The organism is Novosphingobium sp. G106, assembly GCF_019075875.1.
Lineage (GTDB): Bacteria > Pseudomonadota > Alphaproteobacteria > Sphingomonadales > Sphingomonadaceae > Novosphingobium.
In genome coordinates this window covers 5,565,155-5,589,593 of sequence record NZ_JAHOOZ010000001.1, presented here as the reverse complement: position 1 = coordinate 5,589,593, position 24,439 = coordinate 5,565,155, and the positions used below count along the sequence as shown (strand labels likewise).

21 protein-coding genes and 1 pseudogene are annotated in these 24,439 nt (G+C 66.1%); 11 read left to right on the top strand and 11 right to left on the bottom strand.

The window, feature by feature from the left end; genetic code table 11:
* Nucleotides 1-37: 37 nt before the first annotated feature.
* Nucleotides 38-823: an enoyl-CoA hydratase-related protein gene (locus KRR38_RS27185; protein WP_217406528.1), complete on the bottom strand. Its 786-nt coding sequence runs from the start codon at nt 821-823 to the stop codon at nt 38-40.
* Nucleotides 824-927: 104 nt separating this feature from the next.
* Nucleotides 928-2,967, bottom strand: a complete 2,040-nt coding sequence (locus KRR38_RS27180) for an acyl-CoA dehydrogenase family protein (RefSeq protein ID WP_309141152.1) — start codon at nt 2,965-2,967, stop codon at nt 928-930.
* Nucleotides 2,968-3,607: 640 nt separating this feature from the next.
* Here KRR38_RS27180 and KRR38_RS36470 point away from each other — a divergent pair.
* Entirely contained in the window at nt 3,608-4,324 is a 717-nt protein-coding gene (locus KRR38_RS36470; RefSeq protein WP_254514996.1) for a PEPxxWA-CTERM sorting domain-containing protein, read from the top strand.
* 63 nt (nt 4,325-4,387) lie between these two features.
* Here the strand turns inward: KRR38_RS36470 and KRR38_RS27170 are convergent, their stop codons facing one another.
* Nucleotides 4,388-5,479: a Zn-dependent alcohol dehydrogenase gene (locus tag KRR38_RS27170; protein ID WP_217406527.1), complete on the bottom strand. Its 1,092-nt coding sequence runs from the start codon at nt 5,477-5,479 to the stop codon at nt 4,388-4,390.
* 156 nt (nt 5,480-5,635) lie between these two features.
* On the opposite strand from KRR38_RS27170, the gene KRR38_RS27165 reads away from it, so the two are divergent.
* Both KRR38_RS27165 and KRR38_RS27160 read left to right on the top strand, forming a co-directional pair.
* Nucleotides 5,636-6,667 (top strand): LLM class F420-dependent oxidoreductase, encoded by a 1,032-nt coding sequence (locus KRR38_RS27165; RefSeq protein WP_217406526.1) that lies wholly within the window; start codon nt 5,636-5,638, stop codon nt 6,665-6,667.
* A gap of 73 nt (nt 6,668-6,740) precedes the next feature.
* A complete protein-coding gene (locus KRR38_RS27160; protein WP_217406525.1) occupies nt 6,741-7,502 on the top strand; it encodes a sulfite exporter TauE/SafE family protein in 762 nt (253 codons plus the stop codon).
* Here the strand turns inward: KRR38_RS27160 and KRR38_RS27155 are convergent.
* Nucleotides 7,499-8,509, bottom strand: coding sequence for a zinc-binding dehydrogenase (locus KRR38_RS27155; RefSeq protein WP_217406524.1), 1,011 nt, complete (start codon nt 8,507-8,509; stop codon nt 7,499-7,501). The two genes, KRR38_RS27160 and KRR38_RS27155, sit on opposite strands and share 4 nt — an antisense overlap.
* A gap of 148 nt (nt 8,510-8,657) precedes the next feature.
* Between KRR38_RS27155 and KRR38_RS27150 the strand changes: the two genes are divergently transcribed.
* On the top strand, nt 8,658-9,482 hold the full coding sequence (locus KRR38_RS27150) for an enoyl-CoA hydratase-related protein (protein ID WP_217406523.1): 825 nt from the start codon (nt 8,658-8,660) through the stop codon (nt 9,480-9,482).
* Here KRR38_RS27150 and KRR38_RS27145 read toward each other — a convergent pair.
* A complete protein-coding gene (locus tag KRR38_RS27145; protein ID WP_217406522.1) occupies nt 9,479-10,252 on the bottom strand; it encodes an ABC transporter ATP-binding protein in 774 nt (257 codons plus the stop codon). The genes KRR38_RS27150 and KRR38_RS27145 overlap by 4 nt on opposite strands.
* The gene (locus KRR38_RS27140; RefSeq protein WP_217406521.1) at nt 10,246-11,241 is read right to left on the bottom strand and encodes an iron ABC transporter permease; all 996 of its coding nucleotides are present in this window, start codon (nt 11,239-11,241) and stop codon (nt 10,246-10,248) included. The genes KRR38_RS27145 and KRR38_RS27140 overlap by 7 nt, the downstream gene beginning before the upstream one ends.
* A 59-nt stretch (nt 11,242-11,300) precedes the next feature.
* Here KRR38_RS27140 and KRR38_RS27135 point away from each other — a divergent pair, with 59 nt between their 5' ends.
* The 3 genes and pseudogenes from KRR38_RS27135 to KRR38_RS27125 all read left to right on the top strand — a co-directional run bounded on the left by KRR38_RS27135 (nt 11,301) and on the right by KRR38_RS27125 (nt 15,621).
* Nucleotides 11,301-11,771, top strand: a complete 471-nt coding sequence (locus KRR38_RS27135) for a DUF2946 family protein (protein WP_254514995.1) — start codon at nt 11,301-11,303, stop codon at nt 11,769-11,771.
* Nucleotides 11,772-11,859: 88 nt separating this feature from the next.
* Nucleotides 11,860-14,220, top strand: a complete 2,361-nt coding sequence (locus KRR38_RS27130; protein ID WP_217406520.1) for a TonB-dependent receptor — start codon at nt 11,860-11,862, stop codon at nt 14,218-14,220.
* Nucleotides 14,160-15,621 (top strand): annotated as a pseudogene (locus KRR38_RS27125) (PepSY-associated TM helix domain-containing protein). Before KRR38_RS27130 ends, KRR38_RS27125 begins: the two are co-directional and overlap by 61 nt.
* Nucleotides 15,622-15,625: 4 nt before the next feature.
* Here the strand turns inward: KRR38_RS27125 and KRR38_RS27120 are convergent.
* Entirely contained in the window at nt 15,626-16,069 is a 444-nt protein-coding gene (locus KRR38_RS27120; RefSeq protein ID WP_217406519.1) for a MarR family winged helix-turn-helix transcriptional regulator, read from the bottom strand.
* A gap of 303 nt (nt 16,070-16,372) precedes the next feature.
* Entirely contained in the window at nt 16,373-17,017 is a 645-nt protein-coding gene (locus tag KRR38_RS27115) for a cytochrome b/b6 domain-containing protein (RefSeq protein ID WP_254514994.1), read from the bottom strand.
* Between the two features lie 145 nt (nt 17,018-17,162).
* On the opposite strand from KRR38_RS27115, the gene KRR38_RS27110 reads away from it, so the two are divergent.
* Entirely contained in the window at nt 17,163-18,050 is an 888-nt protein-coding gene (locus tag KRR38_RS27110; RefSeq protein WP_217406517.1) for an amidohydrolase, read from the top strand.
* A gap of 66 nt (nt 18,051-18,116) precedes the next feature.
* Here the strand turns inward: KRR38_RS27110 and KRR38_RS27105 are convergent, their stop codons facing one another.
* Nucleotides 18,117-18,593: a phasin family protein gene (locus KRR38_RS27105; protein WP_217406516.1), complete on the bottom strand. Its 477-nt coding sequence runs from the start codon at nt 18,591-18,593 to the stop codon at nt 18,117-18,119.
* Between the two features lie 381 nt (nt 18,594-18,974).
* Between KRR38_RS27105 and KRR38_RS27100 the strand changes: the two genes are divergently transcribed.
* From KRR38_RS27100 to KRR38_RS27090, 3 genes are all read left to right on the top strand, one after another.
* A complete protein-coding gene (locus KRR38_RS27100; protein ID WP_217406515.1) occupies nt 18,975-20,675 on the top strand; it encodes an alpha/beta hydrolase in 1,701 nt (566 codons plus the stop codon).
* A gap of 153 nt (nt 20,676-20,828) precedes the next feature.
* On the top strand, nt 20,829-22,079 hold the full coding sequence (phaZ, locus tag KRR38_RS27095; protein ID WP_217406514.1) for a polyhydroxyalkanoate depolymerase: 1,251 nt from the start codon (nt 20,829-20,831) through the stop codon (nt 22,077-22,079).
* Nucleotides 22,080-22,216: 137 nt separating this feature from the next.
* A complete protein-coding gene (locus KRR38_RS27090) occupies nt 22,217-23,011 on the top strand; it encodes an SDR family oxidoreductase (RefSeq protein WP_217406513.1) in 795 nt (264 codons plus the stop codon).
* Between the two features lies 1 nt (nt 23,012).
* Here the strand turns inward: KRR38_RS27090 and KRR38_RS27085 are convergent, their stop codons facing one another.
* Nucleotides 23,013-23,753 carry a hypothetical protein gene (locus tag KRR38_RS27085; RefSeq protein WP_217406512.1) on the bottom strand — a complete coding sequence of 247 codons (741 nt, stop codon included), beginning with the start codon at nt 23,751-23,753 and terminating at the stop codon, nt 23,013-23,015.
* Nucleotides 23,754-23,817: 64 nt separating this feature from the next.
* A complete protein-coding gene (locus KRR38_RS27080; protein WP_217406511.1) occupies nt 23,818-24,426 on the bottom strand; it encodes a carboxymuconolactone decarboxylase family protein in 609 nt (202 codons plus the stop codon).
* Nucleotides 24,427-24,439 lie beyond the last annotated feature (13 nt).

Here is a 24,439-nt window from a genome sequence, read left to right as displayed (position 1 = left end):
GGCTCCTTGTGGATTCACAAATTGCAATAGACGCGGTTCATTCTCCGGTAAACACGGGTTTGCGCTTTTCCTTGAAGGCGGCGATGCCTTCCTTGAAGTCGCGAGTCCTGGTCACGGCGACCTGGTTGTCGCGCTCGGCATCGAGCGAGGCCTCGAAGCCCGCATTGACCGCAACGTTCACCTGGCTCCGGATCATCGCGAGCGTGCGCGTCGGCATCTCGGCCAGCCGCTCGGCGATCTCTTCCGCGCGTGCCATGACCTGATCGTCGTCGACAACTTCGGAGACAAGGCCCGCGGCGAGCGCTTCCTCGGCAGGCATCTTGTCGCCGAGCAGCGCCATCTTCATCGCGCGCAGCCGGCCCACGGCGCTGGCCACCAGCCAGGTCACGCCGACGTCGGGCACAAGCCCGCGGCGGACGAAGGCCAGCATGACGTAGGAGGATCGCCCGGCGACGACGATGTCCCCCGCCAGCGCCAGCGAGGCCCCGCCCCCGGCCGCCGCGCCGTCGATCGCCGTCACCAGCGGCACGGGCAGTTCCATCAGGAAGCGCGCCAGCGGGTTGTAGCAGTCCTCCATTCGCGCACGCACGTCGATCTGGCCCGTCCCGACCCCGGCAGGCGCGATGTCGGCGCCCGAGCTGAAGTTGCCGCCCGCACCGGTGAGGATGATCGCCCGCGCGCCCGCGTCGATCTCCGCCTGAATCAGCCGCGGCAAAGCCAGAGTCATGTCGAGCGTGAAGGCGTTCATCTGCGCAGGACGGTTAAGCGTGATGCGCGCGACCTTGCCCAGGCGCTCGACGACGATATCGGAATCGGAACTCATCCGGGCCTCTCCTACAGCCGGTTTACGCCATTGACCTTGCGGCTGCCCGGCTTGTCCATATCGGCCGCGCAGATCATCGGGGGGACGATACCGCCTCCTCTTCGCTAACGCGTCCGCGGCAAACCGAGCTGCTTTTCGGCAACCTGACTGCGCTGCACCTCGCTGGTGCCGCCATAGACCGTGGCGACTTGCGAGTGGCGGTAGCACTGGTTGATGAAAGCAGCGTCCTTGTCCGCGAAAGCCAGCGATTCCGGCGCGGTCAGGCTCAACAGGTCGAAGGCATCCGCACGGTAGGCCTCGGCAGAGAACAGCTTGACCGCGGGGCCATAGGCGAGGTTCTGCTTGCCCTCGGCGGTGACCCACAGGATGCGGTCGTGCAGGCATTGCGAGGCGATGGCATTGGCCCAGACCCGGGTCAGCCGGAGTTGCACCGCCGGGTCCTCGATCGCCGGCCTGCCGTGGCGCATGGCCTTGCCGCAGAGCCGCTCGGCGGCATGGAGCAGGCGCTCCTGGTAGGGCCCGAAGCTCATGCCCTGCTCGATCTCCAGCGCCAGCGACATCACCGCCAGGCCGCCGTTGATCTCGCCCAGCCGGTAAGCGTCGGGAATCAGCACCCCGTCGTAGTAGGTGATGTTGGTCCGCTCATCCTGGAAGGTCTTGACCTCCTGGATCGTCACGCCCGGCACGTTCAGCGGCACCATGAACATCGAGACGCCTTTGTGCTTGGGCGCCTCGGGATCGGTGCGGGCCAGCATGATGACGTAGTCGCCGTGCTCGGCGCCGCTGGTGAACATCTTCTGGCCGTCGATCCGCCAGGAGCCGTCCGCCTGCCGCGTCGCGCGGGTCTTGGCAGCAAAGACATCGGAGCCCGAGCCCGGCTCGCTGTAGCCGAGGCTGCAGATGATATCGCCGGAGATGATCCTGGAGAGAATATCCGCCTTGCACTGGTCGGTGCCGAAGCGGTCGATCATCAGGCCAATGATATTGGTCGTGCCGTGCGGATGGGAGGTCCAGTCGTAGTCCTCCCAGACCTTGTGCGCGGCCTGCATCGCATAGGTGCTGACCCCGCGCCCGCCGATCCGCTCGGGCCAGTCGGGATAGAGCAGCCCCGCCTCTGCCAGCTTCCTGTGCACGCCGGGATCGTGGCCCCCATAGGAATAGTGCGCCTTGGCGCGCAGTTCCGGCGTCAGCGTCGCCTCGAAGAAATCGCGCGTTTCCCGCGCCAGCGCTTCGGCCTCGTCGCCCAGGCCGTATTCGACGTTCATCGCGCCAGCATCAGGCAGCTTCGCGATCTCGCCGCGGTAGCGCCGGCGTGCCGCTTCCTCGAGCAGCAGTTCGGGATCGCCCAGCACGAGTAGCCAGGCACGCGAGCGCAGGTTGAACAGGTGGATGTCGTATTCGAGCGTCAGCCCATAGCCGCCGTGGGTGTGGAGTGCGCGCACCACCGCCTTCTCGGCGGCCTGCCCCGCCCACCAGGCGGCGATCGAGACGCGCTCGCCGGCATCGGCATCGCCGTCGACCGCGGCGCGGATCGCGCGCCAGAGCATCAGCCGGCCGGCATCGACCTCGACCACCGCATCGGCCAGCGGATGCGATACGCCTTGGTAGGAGCCGATCGGGCGGCCGAACTGCTCACGCTCGCAGGCATAAGCGGAGGCGATGCGGATGGCCTCGACGGAAAGCCCCGCGAGCGCCGAGGCGGTCAGCAGCTTCCATTCCTCGACAGCGGCAGCGTGGAGCGCGATAGCCTCCGCACCCCGGCCGAGCACCGTCCGCTCTACGCCCGACAACGTCAGTCGCGCGATCGGCGTGGAAGCCAGAGTGCGTTCGGCCTGCTGCCGGCCCGGCCGCACGAGCACGACCGCGTCGCCATCACGGACGATTACTGCATTGGCGACCGCGCCGCCGGCTACGAGTTGATCGGGCGCGACCGCTACGTCGTGGAAGGCGAGCGTCGCCACGCTGGCGCCGCTCGCAATACCATTGCGCAAACCGGTCGCGTCGTCGGGATCGAGCAGGGCCAGCAGCCGCGCGGCGACGATCGCCTCGGCCAGTGGGCCGGATACCAGCGTGCGGCCCGCCTGCTCCATCAGCAGCGCCGCATCGAACAGGCCGAGGCCCAGCCCGCCCATCGCCTCGGGCACGCGGATCGACAGCGCCCCCCTGCTCCGCCAGCCCGCGCCACAGACCTGAGTCGAAGCCGCCCGCAGGGATCGCCTCGCGGACCCGCGAGATCGGGCTTTCCGCGTCGAGGAAGCGCGCGAACATGTCGGTCATCATGATCTGGTCTTCGGACGGGTCGAGTTGCATGGCCTCTCCAATGACCTTTCCAGGCGATGCCACCCGCGCGGAAGGCTGCCATCTAATCCGACCAGAAGCCGAAATCGGCAAGCGTGTAACGCGCATGCTAGCCCGGTGTGGCGGCCATCCCAACTCGCTCTTGGCGGCAGCCTCGAACCCGCCTCTGGCGGAGCAAATGCCAGTATCGAACAGGTAGCGAAGAAGAGAGAGAAAGTGGCGTGGTGAAAGTCTACGTATTTTTACTGAAAATTGCGCCATATGATAAATGTCAATCCGGCAAGCAAGTCTCAGGACTCAAACAATCTATGGACCATTCAATAGGTTAATAGGGGTTTAAGCATAAAATAGACCATGACGGTTCGGCGGTAGAACTGTTAGTAGACGCTGCTAACACTGGGATCGTCACCTTGCTAACAAGATGACGATCATTGCTGGGGGATGAATTCTGGATTAATGATCGGCCCACCAAAGGAGGCTCCGATCATGACGAAGAGATTCCGGTTCAGCACCCTGTGCCTTGCAACGGCACTGACCCTCGTATCCACCCAAGTATCCGCCGCTACGGTGACTCTGACCAAGCTCTCCGGCGTGACGGGCGACAATCCAGCGAATACCGCTGTCTTTGCGGCCGATCTGACGGCTTATGGGGACAACGTCACGTCGATCCTGATCAGGGATGCCAGCAACTTCACGGGCGGTTCGCCGGGGCAGTTCTCGGGCTTCGATCTCGATGCGATCAAGCTTTCGCTGTCACCCTGCGCCACGGCGGCCTGCGTGGCCGGCCTGGCCGGTCTCAGCGTCTTCAATTTCGGGGCTGGCGGCACGGTCTTCACGCCCGGAACGCAGCGTCCGACTGTCAATGCCAGACTGTTCGGGACCACGGGGGCGAACGTCTTCGACAATTCGATCGCGACGCTGGGTGCCTTCGACGCCGACTCGAGCACTACGCTGCCCGCCGGCTTCCTGAGCCTCGGTGACAACGGCCAGATCATGTTCAATCTCACCAGCGCGGTGAAGTTGAATGGCCTCTGGCTGTACATCGGCGAAGTTGGCAACAACGGTGAAAAAGCCAACTCGGCCATCGAGATCTTCTCGAACAGCGTTCCCGAACCCTCGACCTGGGCGATGATGATCCTCGGCATCGGCTTCGCGGGTGCCGCGATGCGCCGCCGCCAGCGGGTCAGCGTTTCCTACGCCTGATCGGCCGGGGCACGATCAAAGGCGCCGCCGACCCTAGGGTTGGCGGCGCCTTTCGCTTGCACGTCAGTCGAACACCACCACCGATCGCGCCACTTCGCCCTTCAGCATGTCCGCGAACCCCTGGTTGATCTGCGCCAGCGTCAGCCGCTGCGAGACCAGTTCGTCGAGATTGAGCCGCCCCTGCATGTAGAGATCGGCATAGCGCGGGATGTCGATCAAGGTGCGCACGCCGCCCATGTAGGAGCCCTGCACGCGCTTCTCGCCGAGCATCATCAATAGCGGCGACAGCTCGATCGTGGTCTGGCGCGAGGTGACGCCGACGATGGTCGCGGTGCCACCCTTGCCGAGCATCCTGAAGCCATCCTCGATCGTTACCTGGCGGCCGACGCATTCGATCGCGTGATCGACGCCGCGCCCGCCGGTGATCTCCTTGACCTGCTCGACCACGCTTCCCGCCGAGGCATCAACGACGTCGGTCGCACCGAAGCGCCTGGCCATCTCGAGCTTCAGCGGCAGGCGATCGATGGCGATGATCCGGCCCGCGCCGGCAATCGCGGCGCCGTTGATCGCCGAAAGGCCGACGCCGCCGCAGCCGATTATCGCCACGGTCTCGCCGGGCCGGACTCGTGCGCTGCGCACCGCCGCACCGACGCCGGTGGTGACGCCGCAACCGATCAGCGCCGCCCTGTCGAACGGAATGTCGCGGCGAATTGCAACGCAGCCGCTTTCATGGACGAGGACCTGCTCGGCAAAGCCGCCGATGTTGGTGAACTGGCCGATAGCCGCGCCGGCAGCATCACGCAGGCGCGGCTCCTCGCTTTCGCCTCGCATTGCCTCGGGCGGCAGGCAGCGGTTGCTGTGCCCGCTCTCGCACTGCTCGCAATGGCCGCAATGGAAGGCCAGGCAGACGACGACGTGATCGCCGGCCTTCAGCCGGTGCACGTCCGCGCCGACTTGCTCGACCACGCCGGCAACCTCGTGACCCAGCACGATCGGCAAGGGCAGCGGCGCGCCGCCATCGATCACGTGCATGTCGGAATGACAAAGGCCCACCGCGGTCACCCGAACGAGGACTTCACGGCCTTTCGGCTTGGCGATCGTCAAGTCCTCGATCACGAGGGGTGCCGATCTCTCGCGCAGGACCGCCGCCTTCATAAAAATGCTCCTTCTTTTCGCAGCTGGGTATCGGCCGGATGGTTGTGCAGCAAGGCGGTTAGCCTGCGCGCGCCGCTATATCGTCCCCGCGTCTGGCCGAAGCTGCCGTCGATGATATGGAAAGACGAAACTCTAACACGAGCAGGGAGAGCGCCGATGAAGCTCGGTCTCGACATAGGTTACAGCGGCGCGAAGATGGCTCTACCGATGGAAAAGATCCTGCTGGCAGAGAAGCTCGGCTTCGACTCCATCTGGTCGGCCGAGGCCTACGGCTCCGACGCGATCACGCCGCTGGTCTATATCGGCGCGCTGACGAAGAAGCTGCGGCTGGCCACCGGCATCGCCCAACTCGCCGCGCGCACGCCGACCAACCTCGCGATGACCGCGCAGACCGCCGATGCCCTCGTCGGTGAAGGGCGCATGGTCATCGGCTTGGGCGTGTCGAACCCGCAGGTGGTCGAGGGCTGGTACGGCCAGCCCTGGGGCAAGCCGGCCGAGCGCATCCGCGACTATGTCGCGATCATGCGCAAGGTCTGGCGCCGCGAGGAGCCGCTGAGGCATGGCGGCGCCGAGATCCGCATTCCCTACGACGGTCCCGGCGCAACCGGCCGGGCCAAGCCGCTCAAGTCGATCCTCCATGGCGATCCAAACATTCCGGTCATGCTCGGCGCCAACACTCCCGGCAACCTGCGGCTGACCGGCGAGATCACCGACGGGCTCGTCGCGATGCACACGACGCCGCACAACCTGCCTGGCAAGATCAAGTACATCGAGGAAGGCCTGGCCAAGCGCGCCGACGGCAAGACGCTCAAGGACTTCGAGATCGTCGCCAATGTGGGCGTCATCGTCACCGACGACATCAAGGGCGCCATGGCCGAGGCGCGCAAGGTGACCGCGCTCTACGTCGGCGGCATGGGCTCGAGGGATCAAAACTTCCACAACCAGGCCATGGTCGGCCGCGACTTCGGTGCGGAAGCGGAACGCATCCAAGAGCTCTATCTAGCAGGGCGCAAGGAGGAGGCGGAAGCGGCAGTGCCCGAGGACTATCTCGACCAAGGCGCGCTTTACGGGCCGCCCGCGCGGATCAGGGAGCGGTTTCCCGCCTGGCGCGACGCCGGCTTCACCGTGCTGCGCCTGACCAATGTCGATGAAACGGCAATGAAGCTGATGGCGCAGATCGCCGGCTGAAATAGCAACGCTTCGGCTGGAAAGCGCGCGCGCTTGGCCCTAGGGGCGAAGCTTCGCTGCGCGGGGAACGACTTTGGACCAGGCTCATCTACTACAACTGGCGATCCTGTTCGTCGCAGCCGCTTGGGCGGGCGCGCAGAACCAGCTCGCCGGGGGCGGGTCGTTCATCACGCTGCCCGCGCTGATCCTGACCGGGATGGATGCCCGCGCGGCCAATATCACCTCAACGGTCGCGCTGTTCCCCGGCCAGGTCACCGGCGGCTGGATCGGGCGCAAGCTCGCCAGCGGGACCGAAAGCCTGTCGTTCAAGGCACTGACCGTGATCAGCCTGATCGGCGGCGCGATCGGCGCCGTGCTGCTGCTGTGGACGCCCTCGGGCGTCTTCGCGCAGATGGTGCCCTGGCTGGTCCTGTTCGCGACCGTGGCCTATGCCTGGGGCAGCTTCGGCCGCAAGCCGCAGGCCGGAGAAGAGGGCAAGCCGCTGAGCGCCGTTGTCGCCGGCACGGTCCAGATGGGCATAGCGATCTACGGCGGCTATTTCGGCGGCGGGATCGGCTTCCTGATGTTGGCAGCGCTGGCGCTCAGCCGCGTGCCCGTGCGCGCAGCCGGCGCGACCAAGAACGTGCTTGCCGGCGCGATGAACTTCACCGCCGTGCTGATCTTCCTGTTCTCTGGCCAGGTCCGCTGGCTAGCCTGCGCCGTGGCCTGTGCGGGCGCGCTTGTCGGCAGCGTGTTCGGCGCGCGGCTGCTCAGCCGGGTCGACGAGAAGATGCTGCGGCTGGTGGTCATCGTCATCGGCGTGCTACTGACGATCGGACTGTTCCTGCGCGCCTAATCGCGGTCGTACTGAACCAGCACCTTCGCCGCCTCGCCGGGCCGGCTCGCCATGGCGAAAGCGTCGAGGAAGTCTTCGCCGGCGAAGCGGTGGCTGACCAGCGGGCCGAGGTCGACGGTGCCGCCGGCCAGCATCTCCAGCACTTCGCCGAACTCGGTCGGATAACCCAGCGCCCCGACCATGCGCAGCTCCTTCGACATCACGAGGCCGAAATCCACCTCGACCGGCTTCTTCTGCACCGAGATCACGCAGAGCGAGGCCCGCGCACGAGCGAAGGACAGGATATCGGGAATGACCGGCGCGCCCGAAGCCTCGAGATAATGCGTCGTCGCGGGTAGCGATTGGCGGAAGGTCGCCACCGCGCCGTGCTCGGCCAGCAGCGTCTCGCGCGGCGCTTGCTCGCGCGGGTCGAAGGCGGCGCGGGCACCCAGGGCCAGCGCGCGCTCGCGGCGGAAGGGCGAGAGATCGAACGCAATCACGTCTTCGATCCCACGGTGCCGCAGCACGACCAGCGAAGCCAGCCCTATCGGCCCCGCGCCGAAGACGGCAACCTTGTCGCCCGGTTTCACACCGAGCTGGTTTACCCCATGCGTGGCGACGGCCAGCGGCTCCACCAATGCGCCAGCGTCCAGCGATAACCCCTCGGGCAGCGGTAGCAACGATTCCGGCCGCGCCACGAAATCGCGGATCAGCAGCTCGCGCGCAAAGGCACCCTCGGTCGAACCATTGCCGATGAGATTGACCAGCGGATTGACCACGACGCGATCGCCGAGCTTGACGGAACGCACCTCGTCCCCCGCCGCCATAACAGTGCCCGACAGTTCGTGCCCGATCGGGAAAGGCTTGTCCGCCGGCCCGACCGTTCCGCCCGCGGCGACATAGCCGAGGTCGCTGCCGCAGATGCCGACGCTGCCGACACGCAGCACCACGTCGCGCGGACCAGCTCGCGGCGGTTCTATATCGAACAGGCGCAGATCGTTCGGGCCGCAGACAAAGGGTACTTGCATGGGCGCAGGATAGACACGGCCCTCCCGCGCTCCAGCGAAAAGCCGATGCGCGCGCCGACTCCGTCCCGGCGATGTGCGGCCATCGGCTTGACACTCCGCCTCGATGCGGCCGAGGTTTCGCCAAAGCCAGAGCCTGAGAAAGCCCAAGATGTCCGACGAAGCCGAACAGCCCGCTGTCCTGTCCGAACTGCGCGAGGGCGTCGGGATCATCACGCTGAACCGGCCGGACAAGCTCAACGCCTGGAACTCGGCGATGGGCACGCTCTATTTCGACACGCTCGATGCCATGGCCGCCGATCCCGCGGTGCGCGCGGTCCTGGTCCTCGGCGCGGGGCGCGGCTTCTGCTCGGGCGCGGACATGTCGGCGCTCGGCAATCTCTCAGCCCGGGGCGAGATCACCAAGCGCGACGGGCGGCCCTATTGGTATGCCATGGGCGTGGGCAAGCCGATCGTCGCGGCCGTCCATGGCGCCTGCTACGGCGTCGGGCTGCAGCAGGCACTGTGCTGCGACATCCGCTTCGCCGCGCACGGGGCGCGGTTCTGCGTGCCTTACGTCAAGCGCGGCCTCATCGCCGAGCTCGGCCTGTCCTGGCAGCTCAGCCGGTTCATCGGCGCCGGCCGTACCACCGACATGCTGCTGTCGGCCCGCGTCGTCGCTGCCGAAGAGGCGCTGGCGATCGGCCTCGTCAACCAGCTGGCGGCACCCGACGACCTGTTCGACCGCGCCTTCGCCTATTGCCGCACGATCGCGGCGGAAAACTCGCCCTGGGCGATGCGGACGGTGAAGCAGCAGATCTACCAGGACCTGATGACCGCTTCGATGAAGGAGCCCTTCGCCGAGGCCGACCGGCTGCTCGGCGAGGCCGTCGCCGGTCCCGACATGAAGGAAGGCATCGCCGCCTTTCGTGAGAAGCGACCGCTGGCGTTCCCGCCGCTGTCGCCCGACCTCGCCCGTCTCGATCCGTTCGACTAGATCCGCTGCAGCGGCACGACCATCGGCGTGGCGCCGGACATGTCCACCATCGCGCTGATGCCATAGACCGCGCGCAGCCGCTGGGCGGTCAGCACTTCGCTTGGCGCACCCTCGGCGACCAGCTTGCCGCCGTCCATCAGCACCAGCCGGTCACAATAGCGCGCGGCCATGGTGAGGTCGTGGAGCACCGCGATCACCAGCGCGCCGCCGCGAGCTTCGCGGGCGAGCAGTTCCATCACGTCGATCTGGTGTCCGGGATCGAGCGAGGCCAGCGGCTCGTCGACGACGAGGCCGGCGGCGCCGACCGCCAACGCCCGCGCCAGCATGACGCGGGCACGTTCGCCGCCCGAGAGCTCGGTGGCGGTGCGGCCGGCAAGATGCCCGACATCGGCGCGCGCCATCGCTTCGGCGACGGCGGCGCGATCCTCGGCGCTGACGCGCGACAGCGGCGCGAGGTGCGGCAGGCGGCCCAGCGCGACGAGGCGCTCGACCGACAGCGGCCAGTGCAAGGTCTGGCCCTGCGGCAGATAGGCGAGCATTTTCGCCCTTTCTCGCGGCGACCAGTGCGACACCTCGCGGCCGTCCAGTTGCACCCAGCCCCCGCTGGCCGGAACGAGACCGAGCACGGCGCGCACGAAAGTCGACTTGCCGGCGCCGTTGGGCCCGATCACGCCGACGAGTTCGCCGCTGTCGAACCGAGCCGACAGGCCTTCGACCACGCGGCGCCGGCCGAGATCGACCGAGAGGTTCTCTACCGCCAAGGTCACCATAGCCGGCGCTCCCGCAGCAGGTGCAGCAGGAAGATCGGCACACCGAGGAAAGCCATGACCACGCCCAGCTTCAGCTCGGCATTGGTGGGGATCAGCCGCACCAGCACGTCGGCCAGGGTCAGCAGCGCGGCGCCGCCGAGCAGCGAGGGCAGCAGGATCGCCGAGGGGCTGCGGTCGGTCAACGGGCGGACGAGATGCGGCACGACCAAGCCGATGAAGCCGATCGAGCCCGAGACCGCAACGGCGCCGCCCACGCCGATACCCAACCCCAGCAGGATACGCAGACGGGCCTTCCCGAGATCGAAACCCAACGAGCGGGCGCCGTCTTCGCCCAGGGCCAGCGCATCGAGCACGCGGCCGTCGAACAGCAGCAGACCGCCGCCGATCAGGACACAGGGCAACGCGATCCAGACGTGCTCGGTCGAACGGTTTTCAAGCGAACCGAGCAACCAAGTCGTGATCTCCATCGCGGCAAAGGGATTGGGCGAGAGATTGAGCGCCAGATTGATCCCGGCGATCGCCAGGGTCATGACCGCGATGCCGGCCAGGATCAGCGTCAGCGGGCTTTCCGAACGGCCCGCCAGTACGAAGACCAGGACCAGCGACAGCAGCCCGCCGAGGATCGCCAACAGCGGCAGCGTGGCGACGTGCCATTCGGCAAGGCCGAAATAGATCGCCCCCACAGCGCCGAGCGATGCCGCGCTCGACGTGCCCAGCACCGAAGGCTCGGCCAGCGGGTTGCGCAGGTAGCCTTGCAGCACGGCGCCCGAGAGGCCGAGAATAGCGCCGACCAGCAGCCCGATCAGCGCGCGCGGCAAGCGCAGCTCGAAGACGATGGTACGGGCGATCGGATCACCGTGGCCGGCCAGAGCCGCGACGATACGCGCGGGCGACAGCGGCACCGAGCCCAGCCCGATCGAGGCAATCGCCGCGACGATCACCAGGACCGCCAGCGCCGGTATCAGCAATGGGTGACGTCCCCGAACCACTTTAGCTCCCTGCCCGTGCCGGTCCCACCAGCGAGCGCGCCGGTTAGCGGCAATCCTCGATGGCGACAATTGCCATGTTCGGAGTGACAAGTGCAGCCAACGCTCCTATGGGCGCGGGCATGCAAGCCCTGCGCGCCCTCACCCACAGACATCGCCTGCTGGCGCTGCTGCTCGTGGTGCTGGTGCTTGCAGTCAAGGCCGCGGTCCCGGCCGGCTACATGGTCGGCCAGCACGGCAAGGTACTCACCGTCGAGATCTGCGCCGACGCTTCGGGCGGTACGGTGACCAAGCAGATCGTCATTCCGCAGTCGGGTACGCCAGCCGATGGCAAATCGGCGCACGACAAGGCGCCTGCGACATGCCCCTATGCCGCACTCGGCTACGCTTCGCTGGCGGGCGCCGATGGGCTGCTGTTGGCGCTGGCGCTCGCCTTCATCCTGGCGCTGGGCTTCGCCACCGCGCCGCGCTTGCCACTTCGGCGCATCTTCTTCCTGCGACCGCCGCTGCGCGGCCCACCGGCACTCGCCTGACAGACTGCCGGCCCGCCTAGCTGCGCGGCCTTCTGACAGGTCATGTCCCTGACGCCCGGCGTCGGGGACCACGGTTCCGGATATATCCATGAAGATTTCGCTGATCGCGCTGGCCACGGCGCTGAGCATTACTGCACCGGCATTCGCCGAGGAGGCGGCCGCCGATGCCGCTGACGCGCCGGAAAACTCGATCCTCGTCGTCGGCCAGTCCGCCAAGGCGATCGAGATCGCCCCGCGCGGGCTCGCCGTGAGCCTCGGCGCCGAGCAGCTCGAGGCGGTCAACGCCTTCAACACCGAAGACCTGATGAAGTACGCGCCGGATTTCTTCGTGCGCAAACGCTACGCGGGCGACAGCAACGGCGTGCCCGGCTTCCGCGGCACGCACTCGTCGCAGAGCGCGCGGACGCTGGTGATGGTCGACGGCTTCGTCGTCTCGAACTTCCTCGGCAACAGCTTCGGCTTCGCGCCGAAGTGGGGCGTGGTCGGACCCGGCGAGGTCGAGCAGTTCGACATCGTCTATGGCCCCTATTCGTCGCGCTATGTCGGCAACTCGATGGGCGGCGTGGTCAACATCACCACGCGCGATCCCCAAGACACCGAGGCTTTTGCGACCGTACAAGGCTTCGTCCAGCCATACCGCCAGTTCGGCACGAAGGACGACTACTACGGCTATTCGGCCGAGGCAGGTCTGGGCTGGAAGCAGAAGGACGGGCCTTTCTCGCTTCGTGTGACGGGTCGTTTCTTCCGCAACGAAGGCCAGCCGATGATGTGGTACGGGCTGGTGCCCGCGGCGGGCACGGGCGGAACGCCGGTCACCGGCGCGGTGATCGATCCCAGGCAGGTCGAAGCGATCACGGCCGGCACCGGGCTCGCCAACCTGCCGCCGAACCTTCCCGGCCAGCCGGCCCAGCCGATCCCGGCGGTGCCCGGTGCACCGACCAATCCGATCTTTGCCGCGCAGTCTCCTGCGCGGATCACGCAGGCGCAGACCAAGGTCAAGCTGGGTTACGACGACGGCACCGTCACGGGCCAGTTCCTCTTCGCCTACTGGCACAACGAGGACCGCCAGACCGCGCCCGACTGCTACCTGCGCGACGCCGCCGGCAACGTGGTCTGCGAGGGCCGCGTCGCGATCGGCGGGCAGGCCTATTCCGCCGCGGGCGCGGTCTTCTCGAAGACCCTGCGCGACGAATTCCTCGCCGGCCTGAAGCTGGCCGCGCCGATCGCGGAGAATACGACCGCGCGGATCGCGGTATCGACCTACCAGATCGCGCGGTCGGACGTGTTCACGTCGAACGGCTATGTCACCGGCAAAACCAACGGCGCGGGCACGCTGGCCGCGCAGGGGCCGACCGGCTGGTGGACCGCCGACCTCGCGATCGAGAACAAGACCGATCGCCGCGAGTTGGCGGTGGGTTTTACGGGCAACGCCTATCGCACCGACCAGACGCGCTACACGCTGGCGAACTGGACGAGCGACGCCGGCGAGACCTTCGCGACGCGCACTTTCGGCAAGACCCGGCAGCTTTCGGCCTGGGCCGAGGCACGCCTGCTGCTCGATCCGCTGACCGTGACGCTGGGCGCGCGCTATGACAACTGGCGCGCCTATGACGGCGGGCTGACCCGGCTGAACGCCGCCAATGCCCCGGTCGGGAACGGCTACGCCTCGCGCCAGCAGGACTCGGTCGATCCCAGCCTGTCGTTCGAATACCGGATCGACGAGGCGACCCGGCTCCAGCTCAGCCTGGCCATGGCGACGCGTTATCCGACGGTGGGCGAGCTGTTCCAGGGCAGCCTCAACGGCGACGGCACGTTCAATGCCAACAGCTTCGACATCAACCTGAAGCCAGAGCGCAGCAAGGACGCGAACCTGGTGATCGTGCACGACTTCGGCCCGGTGAAGCTGACCGGATCGGCCTTCTGGCAGCGGGTGAAGAACACGATCTTCCAGTTCTATGGCTTCAACCAGAACGGCATATCGAGCTCCACCTACAAGAACATCGACGTCACGCGCCAGTTCGGTTTCGAGCTGATCGCCCAGACCAAGGACTGGCCGCTGCCCGGCATGGCGATCGACGCCAACGCCGCCTACGTCGATTCCAAGACCATCCGGAACGCGTCCAACCCGGCCGCCGAAAGCGTGCAGTTCCCGCGCATCCCCAAGTGGCGGGTCAATGCCAACCTGCGCTATGCCTTTACCCCGGCGGTCGAGGGATCGCTGGGCATGCGCTATGCCAGCCGGCCCAACACCGACCTGTTCGGGCTGCAGCGCGGCGACACCTACGGTTTCACTTCGGAGCTGTTCGCGCTCGATGTGCGGTTGAACTGGAGGCTAACCGAGCAGCTCCGGCTTTCGGCGGGCGTCGACAACCTGACCAACGACCGGGCATGGGTGTTCCACCCCTATCCGCAGCGGACCTTCCTGGTCGAAGCCGGCTGGAGGCTGTGATGGAGCAGGTAATAATAGAGCGTAACGCGATATATCGCACGATCTGGCGCTGGCATTTCTACGCCGCGCTGTTCGTTGTGCCGATGGTCCTGATCCTCGCGCTGACCGGCGCCGTCTACCTGTTCAAGCCGCAGGTGGACCACTGGGAGGAACGCGATTTCCGCGGCCTGTCCGCGGAGGGGGGCGGTTTCACCCGACGACCGGGTGCAGGCCGCGCTCTCCGCCTTTCCGGGCGCCCGCTTCCATTCGTACCGCCTGCCCGAAAGCCAGGCCGACGCCGTGCTGGTCCATATCAGCCTGCGCGACGGCAAGGCTATGCGCGACGTCTTCGTCTCGCCGCAAGGCAAGGTCGTCGGCGTGCTCGATCCCGAGCGGCGGATCATGCAGATCGACCACGACATCCACGGCGAGCTCCTGCTCGGCGAGCGCGGCAGCTGGATCGTCGAGCTGGCCGCGAGCTGGGCGATCGTCATGATCCTGACCGGGCTCTACCTGTGGTGGCCGGACGGGCGCGGGCTGGCCGGCGTCGTCTGGCCACGGCTGCGCGGTGGAAAACGGGTGTTCTGGCGCGATCTCCATGCCGTGACCGGGTTCTGGGTCGCCGGCCTGGCCATGGTCCTGCTGGTGACGGGGCTGCCCTGGGCCGGCGTCTGGGGCAGCGCCTTCAAGGCGGTGCGCGAGGAGATGGGCTGGATCAAGGGCCGGCAGGACTGGACCCTCGGCGGCCAGGCGGCCGATGCCGGCGAGCACGCCGGGCACGATCACGGCGCAATGGTCGCGGGCGACATGGCGATGCCGATGCCGATGCCGATGCCGGCGATGGCCGGCGGCGCTCACATGCACATGCACGGCATGTCTCCGGTGACGCTGAGCGAGATCGCGGCGCGGGCGCAGAGCGAGCACCTGGCCTATCCCGTGATCATCACGCCACCGGGCAAGCCGCAGCCCGGCTGGTCGGTCCGATCGGACACGCAGAACCGCCCCCAGCGCGTCACGCTGACCTACGATGCGATGACCGGCAAAGTGACCTCTCGCGACACCTTCGCCGACAAGCACGCGATTGACCGCGCAGTCGGCTACGGCATCGCCTGGCATGAAGGGCACCTCTTCGGCCTGTTCAACCAGCTCGTCGGCGTCGCCACGGCGCTGATGCTGATCACCCTGGCGATCAGCGGCTTCGTCCTCTGGCGCCGGCGCAAGCCCGAGGGCGCACTCGGCGCCCCGCCGTTGCCTCCGGTTCCCGCGCGCATCCGCGGCGTCGTTGCCATCGTTCTGCTGCTGGCCGCGCTGCTGCCGCTGCTCGCCCTATCGCTGATCCTGCTGTGGCTGACCGAGCGGCTGGTGCTCGCCCGGATCCCCTCGACGGCACGCTGGCTGGGACTTCGGCCTGCCGCGGCGTGAGAAGTCAGGCGCCCGCTTTCACGATGGCCAGTGCATGCCCCAGCGTCGCTTCGAGATAGCTATCGATCTCTTCGCGCACCTGCGGTGCCAGCTTGAGCCAGCACCGCCGCGCGTCGTTCTCGTCGCGGTCCCGCTCGATCCGCCCCGCATCGCAGAGCGCGTTGACGTAGCGCAGCGCCGTGGTCGGCGGTACGCCCGATGCGATGCAGGCGGACGTGACAGACGTCTTCCGCCCGAGCAGCTCGCCCAGATAGAGATCGAGCAGCACGTCCCAGCCGGGCTCGCCCGTGCAGCCGCGAAACTCCGGAAGCGGGCGGCTGTCCTTCAGCGAAATGAACCATTTCACCATGGCGAGCTTCACGCTGGAAACCGGATTGCTCCGTTCCGGCAGACGGGAATCGCAGGATTGAGCCTCCTCGCTTTCCGCCACTGCGACCCAGGGTGTCATAGCCCCAACCTCGCGCGGAAAAGCCGCCCGGCACGATTGCCAAGCGCGATTAGTCTGCCCATCGAATGCTGCGACGCATCGACGATGCACAGCACGTCATTATATTGCGACATGGTCGAGCTTCCCCTCTGCTCACCACATGACGCCCCCACCATCCCGGTAGCGGCATGCGAGGAAACCGGTATTTTTCCTCGCGTTGCAGGTTCTACGCCCGCTTCTCACAGCCACCCATACGGTAGTTTTACGTAATAACAGGAAGTTACCCAACCAAGCGGTTGATAGCCATGTCGAGCGCCCGTGCCGTCAGTGCGGCGCGCCGGCGCTGACCCACCAGCCGAGCGTGAAAGCGATCGCGACCGCGATGAGGAAGCGGAGCCAGCCGGCGCCCACCAGCCCCCCGGTGCCGCCCGCCAGCTGTGCATCGCGCCCGGTTACCATCGGCAGGATCAGCTTGCGGCCGCGAACGCGGTAATAGAGGATCGCCAGCAGGTGCAGCACGACGAGCACCTGCAGGATGGTGAAGCTCAGGTGGTGCACCTTGGCCGCGAGCCGTCCCTGGTCGAACGAGACGAGATTGGACAGCGGGCCGGACTCGATGCCGTCGACGTCGACCGAGAAGACCCCGGTTCCGACTTGGATCGCCAGGACCAGCAGCAGGGCGACGACGCTGTAGCCGCCGAGCGGATTGTGCCCGGCGGCATGCGACGTGCCCTTGGGGCTTCGGAGGTAGGCCATGACCGCGCCCGGCGATTTGACGAATTGCGCAAAGCGTGCGGTGCTGCCGCCGATCAGCCCCCAGACGATGCGGAAGGTGACGAGGTTGAGGATCATCATGCCCGACTTGTAGTGCCAGTCCATGTGTCCGGTCTCGGCGCTCCACCAGGAAAAGCCGACCAGCAGAACGATCAGCCAGTGGAACAGGCGTGTCGGAATATCCCAGACTTTCAAATGATCACCCCTCATGCTGCCGGACGGAGCACGAGCATAACGGCTGCTGCGCGAGACGCTATCCTCTGCTTCGCAAGCACCACGGCACATTTCGCTCCGTGCAAGAATCTGCCACCATCGGCCGACAATGGAACGGGAGAATGCCATGGATATAGTCGACAGCCAGGTCCATCTGGGTCCCGGCGGCGCGGCCGAGATGGTCGCCGCGCTGGATGCGCTGGGCATCGCCGCCGCGCTGATCGACGAATATTGGGTCGGAACGCCCGGTGACCCGTTCTACCGGCTGGCCAACGGCGCGACGCGCACGACCTCGCCCACGGCCGAGCTGGCGGCCTGGACTTATCCGGGGCGCTTTTCCTATCTGGTGCGCGTCGATCCACGCGACCCCGAGCTCGCCGCAGTGATCCGCCTGGCGCGCGATGCCGCGCATGTCCGCGCGCTGCGCGTGTCGCCGGGCATGACACGCGCCGAGGTCGCCGATTTCGCCGGCGGCGTCTATGACGAGATGTTCGCGCTTGCCGCCGACAACGGCCTGCCGGTCTTCGTCCAGATCGCCGGACAGGCCCAGCTGATCGAGCGGATCGTGCGGAAGTACCCCGACAGCCGGATCGTCATCTGCCACTGCGGCATGCCGCCGGGTGGCGCCCTCGCGCCGATCATCGCGCAGATGGAAGGCCTGCCCGACAGCGCAGACTACTGGCGCAAGGTCAGCGAGGAGCCGCACGCACAGGCCTTCGCCCGCGTACTACAGACGGCCGAGTTCCCGCAGGTCGCGCTCAAGTGGGCCCATGCACCAGTGAGCTTCGACGCGGCCGGCTATCCCAACCTAGCCGCGCGGCCCTACTTGCGTGCGGCGGTGGATGCCTTCGGCGCAAACCGGGTGATGTGGGCGAGCGACGTCTCGGTCAACCAGACCGGCGAGTCCTGGGCGGAACTGCTTTTCGCCATAGCCGACAATCCCGAGCTCAGCGCGGAGGAACGGGCCTGGGTGCTCGGCGGCACGGCGCGGCGATGGCTGAACTGGCCGGCCTGAAACGACAAGGGCGGACGCGCCCCCCGACGCATCCGCCCCCGACGGTAAATCTGTTGCTCGGTAAGATCAGGCAGCGGCGCGCAGCTTGGCGACGTTGGCCTTAACCTGGCTCGAGAGCGGCGCGGCGGCGGCGCTGGCGAGCTGGCTGAGTGCCTTGCCGTTCTTGCTGCTCAGCGCGATCGCGGTGTCGATGTTGCGCTTGGCCAGCTTGAACTGGAAGTCGAAGAAGTCCTTCGGCGTCTTGATTGCGGTCAGCGCCTTGAAATCGGCGACGGCGGTATCGGCAGCCTTCTTGCCTTCGGTGATCGACTCCTGACCGAGCTCCTTGAGGCCGGCGCCGAGGATCTTGCCCGAAGCGACGACCGCGTCGACATTGCCCTTGGTCATCGCGGTGATCTCACCGGCAACTTCCGAGCCCTTGGCATAGGCCAGCTTGGCCTTGCCCTGGACTTCGGCGCCAAGCGCTTTGGCCTTGCTCTGCACGTCGGCCGTGACCGACTTGACGGTGATCTTCTTGGCCTTGGCCGTACGGGTCGTCGTCATCTCATCAATCCTTTGATCTGCAATGGCAATTACAGGTAAATCCGTTTTGCGACACGGTTCGCGCCGCCAGCGATCGCCCTCTATCGGGAAAACGCGGCAACGCCTTCATGTTGCACTGCACAATAGCCGATGTTGCGTTACTGTCAAGAAAATTGTGCACTGCAGCATAAATGGATTGACGAAACCGGCCGACGCAGCAATCGGGGCGCCGAAGATTCGCAGCGGCACAAGCCGAACTCGCGCTTTTCAGGGGCTTCCCATCGGGAACCGCTCTGGTAGCGTGGCGGTTTCCCGTTAGTCAGCCGCCAAGGCAGGCCTACAGGAAAAGTGCTGGACCAGCGCACGGGCGAATGTGCGCAGACATTGGGAAAGGATAGGGGCATGGCCGACTCATCACAGCACAATGGCAAGTCCAACGGTCAGGCCAATGGAACCGCCGCCAATGGCTCCGCGGAAGGCAGCGCCGGCCCCTGGATCGGCCTGCCCGCGGCGTTGTTCGGGATCGACGGGCCCTTCGCCGAGTTCATGCGCACGGCCAATCCCTTCTCGCTGTTTCAGCAGAACATGGATCTCTACCAGCAGTTCATCGACATCGCCTTGGGCAAGTCGACGATCGCGCCCGACCCGCGCGATTGGCGCTTCCAGGACGAGACCTGGAGCAAGAACCCTTTCTACCGCCGGCTCAGCCAAGCCTATCTGGCGATGACCGATGCGGTGGAGAAACTGATACCCGAGGACCTGTCCGACGACGACCGTAGCCGCGCCCAGCTCGCCGTCGACATCGTCACCAGTGCCTTCTCGCCGACCAACACCCTGCTCGGCAATCCCGCCGCTGCGTTGCGCGCGATCGAGACCAAAGGCGACAGCGTCGCCAAGGGCTTCCGCAATTTCGTCGACGACTGGCTGAACAACGAGGGCATGCCCTCGCAGGTCGACGATTCCAAATTCCAGGTCGGCAAGAACCTGGGCGTGACGCCGGGCAAGGTCGTCCACCGGACCGACATGTTCGAGCTGATCCAGTACACGCCGACCTGTGACACGGTCTACGAAATCCCCGTGTTGCTGATCCCGCCGCAGATCGGCCGGTTCTATTTCACCGACCTCGCGCCGGGACGCAGCTTCGCCGAATATGCGGTCAGCCAGGGCCTCAACCACTTCGTCGTCTCGTGGCGCAACCCGCAGCCCGAGCACCGCGACTGGGGGCTGGAGAACTACATCGAGTCCGCTCTCGAAGCCGTCGAGACCGTCGCCGCGATCACCGGCACGCCCAAGATCAACCTGATCGCCTTCTGCGCCGGCGGCATCCTCTCCTCGATCGTCGCGGCCTACCTGGCGGACAAGGGCAAGGACACGATCAACACGCTGGCGCTTTGCGTGACCATGCTCAACTGGAAGGTCAACGCGTCGATCGGCGCCTTCCGCCTGCCGGCGATGCTGAGCGTCGCCAAGGCGCAGTCCGAGATGAAGGGCGTGCTCGGCGGCAACGACCTGCACAAAGTGTTCACCTGGCTGCGGCCGAACGACCTCGTCTGGAACTACTGGGTCAACAACTACCTGATGGGCGATACGCCCTCGGCCTTCGACATTCTCGCCTGGAACAAGGACAACACCAACCTGCCGGCGCAGCTCCACAAGGACTTCCTGCGGATCTTCGAGGAGAACCTGCTGGTCAAGCCGGGCCAGTTCAGGGCGCTCGGCACGGACATCGACCTCGGCAAGATCCAGTGCGACAACTTCGTCGTCGGCGCGGTGACCGATCACCTGACGCCGTGGAAGGCCTGCTACCAATCCTGCAATTTCCTCGGCGGCGATAGCACCTTCGCTTTGTCAAACGGCGGTCATGTTGCCGCTCTGGTCAATCCGCCGAGCAATCCCAAGGCCCATCACTTCATCGCCCCGGGTACCGCAGCCGATGCCGACGCATGGATGGAAACCGCGGTAAAACAAAAGGGTAGCTGGTGGGAGGGCTGGGCCAAATGGGTCGCCGAACGCAGCGGAAAGCGGGTTCCCGCCCCCAAGCAGCAAGGGTCCAAGAAGTTTCCGCCACTGGCAAATGCGCCGGGTGACTACGTCTCACAATAGCCTATAACGTCGCTTGCGCCGGGGCCGGACGGCTATTAACATCCGGCTCAGTAGTTGTCCTTGGCTCTGCTGTGCACGTTTCGCAAAGGAAGGAACGATACCTTCTACCGAGACATGTTGGGAGACAGCGCCCGGCATTTTGAGGAAGCGAAATTGATCTATCTCGCCTATGAAGCGGTGCGCCGCAGTACGCGGCCAATGGCCTGGCTTCTCGACCAGGGCCAGAAGCTCGCCCGCGATGAACGCAATCCCGCCCGCAACACCCTGGCCATGCGCGCCCTGGCGACGGCCTGGGAGCTGCCCGCCCGCGCGCTCAAGGACTACGGCAAGCCCAGCTACGAAGTGTTCGAGGGTCTGGGCGACCTCGAAGTCGTGGTCGACAAGGAAGTCGTCCACAGCCTGCCGTTTGCCGACCTCCTCCGCTTCAACCTGGAGGACGGGACCGACAAGCCGAAGGTCCTGATCGTCGCCGCGCTCTCCGGCCATCACGCCACGCTGCTGCAGGACACGATCCGCGGTTTCACCCGCAATTTCGATACCTACATCACCGACTGGAAGGACGCCAAGCAAGTCCCCCTGTCCGAAGGCAAGTTCGGCTTCGACGACTATGCCGAGCATATCATGAAGTTCCTCGAAGTGCTGGGTCCGGGAACGCATGTCGTCGCGACCTGCCAGGCGGCGCCGCCGGCCATGGTCGCCGCCGCCGTGCTCGACAAGCAGAATGCCAAGCACAAACCGGCCACGCTGACGCTGATGGGCGGGCCGATCGACACGCGCGTCAGCCCCAACGTGCTGACCAAGCTGACCGAGAAGGTGCCCTTCGGCGCGTTCAAGGCGCTGAACGTCCACAAGGTGCCGCCGGGCTATCCGGGCTCGGGCCGCCGCGTCTATCCGGGCTTCTACCAGCTCACCGGCTTCATCGCGCTCAACCCCAAGCCGCACATCCGCCAGTACAAGAACTTCCCCAAGATCTCGATGGCGGGCGATGACGCGGCGCTGCAGAAGTTCCGCGATTTCTACGACGAATATCTCGCCGTGCTCGACATGGCCGAGGATTTCTATCTCGACACGCTCAAGAAGGTGTTCTTCGAACACCATATCCCGACCGGCAAGATGGAGTACCGCGGCAAGCTGGTCGATTTCGCCAGCGTCAAGGACCTGCCGCTGCTGACCGTCGAGGGCGAGAACGACAACTTCTGCCCGCCGGGCCAGACCGAGGCGGCCCACGCGGTATTCAGCGGCGTGCCTGCGTCGAAGCGCAAGAACTACATCCAGCCGGGCGTCGGCCACTACGGTGTCTTCTCGGGCTCGCGTTTCCAGGCCGACATCTATCCGATCATCCGCGACTTCATCCACGAAGCCGCGGGCGTGGAAGCCAAGGAAGTGATTCCGATCGGCCAGTGATCGCACTGCTCCGTCCAAGGAGCATTCGCTGAGCAAGCAATAAGGGGCGCCCTCTCGGGGGGCGCCCTTTTCGCATGCCGATTGACTGAAAGCGCCGGCAGTGTTCCCCTCCCCGCGAACAACATCGGGAGAGGACCATGATCGACGCCGCGAAATATGGCCCCTGGGCGGTGATCGCCGGGGGATCGGAAGGCATCGGCCCCGCGCTGGCAGAGGAACTGGCCAAACAGGGCATCAACAGCCTGCTACTGGCGCGCAAGCCCGAACCGCTCGAAGCCACCGCGGCAGACATCCGCGCACGCTACGGCATCGAAGTCCGCACCCTGAGCCTCGATCTTACCGACCCGGCGATGCTCGATCGCGTCCGCGCGGCGACCGATGACATCGAGGTCGGCCTGCTCGTCTACAACGCCGGCGCCTCGCACCGCACGGGGCCGTTCATCTCGTGGGAGATCGACGACGTGATGCGGGTGATACAGCTCAACGTCGTCGGCCAGACCTTGCTTTCACACCATTTCGGGCGGCTGATGGCGGCGCGCGGGCGTGGTGGGATCGTGCTGATGGGCTCGCTCGCCGGGGTGGCCGGCAGTCCCTCGGTGGTGACCTACTCGGGCGCCAAGGCCTATTCGCAGATCTTCTCCGAAGGCCTCTGGTGGGAGCTCGGGCAAGAAGGGGTCGACGTGCTCCACGTCGTCGTCGGCAAGACCGACACGCCAGCCATGGCCCGGCTCGGCATCGATCACGGCGACGAGGGCGATTCGGGCCTCGACGTCGCGCGCGTCGCGCTGGAGAACCTCGGCAACGGTCCGATCACGGTCATGCCCAAGATGCAGGAAGGCTTCATCCAGCTCTGCACGCCCGACCGGCGCGCGGTGACGCTGGGCAATGCCAGCTTCATCATGAACAGCACCGAGGGAACCTGGCAGGACTAGGTCAGCGCGGCCGCGTCAGCCAGTCGCGGAGCCAGGCAAGGAAGGCCAGGGCATGGTCACCGAAAGTGCGCCGCGGCGCCTGGGTCGGCATGCGCGCGCGCAGGCTGTGGCCGTGCGGAGCGAGAGCCGGTTCCGAATGCGGTGCCTCGTCCTGAAGCACTTCGGGCTCGCCGGCGGAAAGCGGCTCCAGCCCGTGCTCCTCGTATATTCTCGCCAGCCCCTCGACCGCGATCGACAGTTCGTCGTCGTCGTCCACCTCTGCGACATCTTCCTCCGCTTCGACAGCAGGCTCCATTTCGAGCACTTCGCCATCGGTCCATTCGGAGAGTGTTTGTTCCTCCGCAGTCTCCGCCTCAGGGCCACGATCCTCCGAGTCGCCGATCTCATCGGGGCTCGGCTCCGCCTCCTCTGGCTCCACGAAGAGCACCGGAGCTTCGCGGAAGGCGATCCCGTCGGCCTCGTCGGGATCGACTAGTTGCTGCGCGGCGATGAACTGGACGCGGCGGGCCTCGTTCTCGGCCTCGACCGGATCGATCACGATCAGCGGCTTCTTCTTGCGCATCGACGAACCCAGGCTGAGCAGGCTGCCATAACCGAGGGCGGTCTCGGGGCTACCCGACTCTTCCTCTTCCTCCTCGAACGCGTCGTCGGTCTCGATCGCGGTCGCGGCGAACGCAACCGTCGTCCGGCCGCCGGGCACGGTAGGGGTGACGCGATCGTCCGGATAGTCGGTCCTGATCATCCGACCGGCATAGAACAGCACCCATGGTTGGAATTGGGTTGCGAGTCATGCTTGCGATCTATGGTTAAGCCGTTTTCCCTGCGAAGAAATCCTTCAGCTTGCCCGGATCTGCCGAGAAGTCGTCGGCCAGCTTCACCCGCGCGACATTCGTGGTGTAGGCGGTGACGACGTAGAGCGTCACCGTGGCGATCAGTTCGGTGACGCCGCGGTAGCCGAGCAATGCGATCGCCTCCTCGCGCGTCCCATCGGTGAGCATGGCCGTTCGCAGCAACTGGACGTTGGCCTCGAAGACCACTCGCTCCAGGTCGTCGGCGAAAGGCGGCACCTCGCCCGCGCGGATCGCTTCGATCAGCACTTCCGAAAGCCCCTCGTTCTGAGCGAAGGGCACGTGGAAATCGAACTCGACCCTGGCCCCAAGCATGGCCGAGGTGGTCAGCACGATCAGCTCGCGAAACCGTCCGGGAAGCTGCGTTTTCGTGCGTAACACATCACCGAACTTGATCATCAGCTCGCCGAATTCGGGGAACTGCAGCCAGGCGTTGTAGAGATCGGGCAGCCGCTTCGCTTCTGCGCCGCCCGTATAGAAACCGCGCGGGCCCAGCGTCAGCTCGTCCCAAAGCTTGCACTGCGTCTCGTCGAGATCGGCTTTCGTCAGAACGGGAAAACGCTCCATCCTCATTCCCTCG

Bases quoted from the DNA above. Each gene is read 5' to 3' on its own strand.
- KRR38_RS36470 (WP_254514996.1), top strand. From the start codon at position 3,608: ATGACGAAGAGATTCCGGTTCAGCACCCTGTGCCTTGCAACGGCACTG.
- KRR38_RS27150 (WP_217406523.1), top strand. From the start codon at position 8,658: ATGTCCGACGAAGCCGAACAGCCCGCTGTCCTGTCCGAACTGCGCGAG.
- KRR38_RS27145 (WP_217406522.1), bottom strand. From the start codon at position 10,252: ATGGTGACCTTGGCGGTAGAGAACCTCTCGGTCGATCTCGGCCGGCGC.
- KRR38_RS27185 (WP_217406528.1), bottom strand. From the start codon at position 823: ATGAGTTCCGATTCCGATATCGTCGTCGAGCGCCTGGGCAAGGTCGCG.
- KRR38_RS27165 (WP_217406526.1), top strand. From the start codon at position 5,636: ATGAAGCTCGGTCTCGACATAGGTTACAGCGGCGCGAAGATGGCTCTA.
- KRR38_RS27105 (WP_217406516.1), bottom strand. From the start codon at position 18,593: ATGACGACGACCCGTACGGCCAAGGCCAAGAAGATCACCGTCAAGTCG.
- KRR38_RS27155 (WP_217406524.1), bottom strand. From the start codon at position 8,509: ATGCAAGTACCCTTTGTCTGCGGCCCGAACGATCTGCGCCTGTTCGAT.
- KRR38_RS27120 (WP_217406519.1), bottom strand. From the start codon at position 16,069: ATGACACCCTGGGTCGCAGTGGCGGAAAGCGAGGAGGCTCAATCCTGC.
- KRR38_RS27090 (WP_217406513.1), top strand. From the start codon at position 22,217: ATGATCGACGCCGCGAAATATGGCCCCTGGGCGGTGATCGCCGGGGGA.
- KRR38_RS27110 (WP_217406517.1), top strand. From the start codon at position 17,163: ATGGATATAGTCGACAGCCAGGTCCATCTGGGTCCCGGCGGCGCGGCC.
- KRR38_RS27085 (WP_217406512.1), bottom strand. From the start codon at position 23,753: ATGATCAGGACCGACTATCCGGACGATCGCGTCACCCCTACCGTGCCC.
- KRR38_RS27100 (WP_217406515.1), top strand. From the start codon at position 18,975: ATGGCCGACTCATCACAGCACAATGGCAAGTCCAACGGTCAGGCCAAT.
- KRR38_RS27170 (WP_217406527.1), bottom strand. From the start codon at position 5,479: ATGAAGGCGGCGGTCCTGCGCGAGAGATCGGCACCCCTCGTGATCGAG.
- KRR38_RS27080 (WP_217406511.1), bottom strand. From the start codon at position 24,426: ATGGAGCGTTTTCCCGTTCTGACGAAAGCCGATCTCGACGAGACGCAG.
- KRR38_RS27135 (WP_254514995.1), top strand. From the start codon at position 11,301: ATGGCGACAATTGCCATGTTCGGAGTGACAAGTGCAGCCAACGCTCCT.
- KRR38_RS27130 (WP_217406520.1), top strand. From the start codon at position 11,860: ATGAAGATTTCGCTGATCGCGCTGGCCACGGCGCTGAGCATTACTGCA.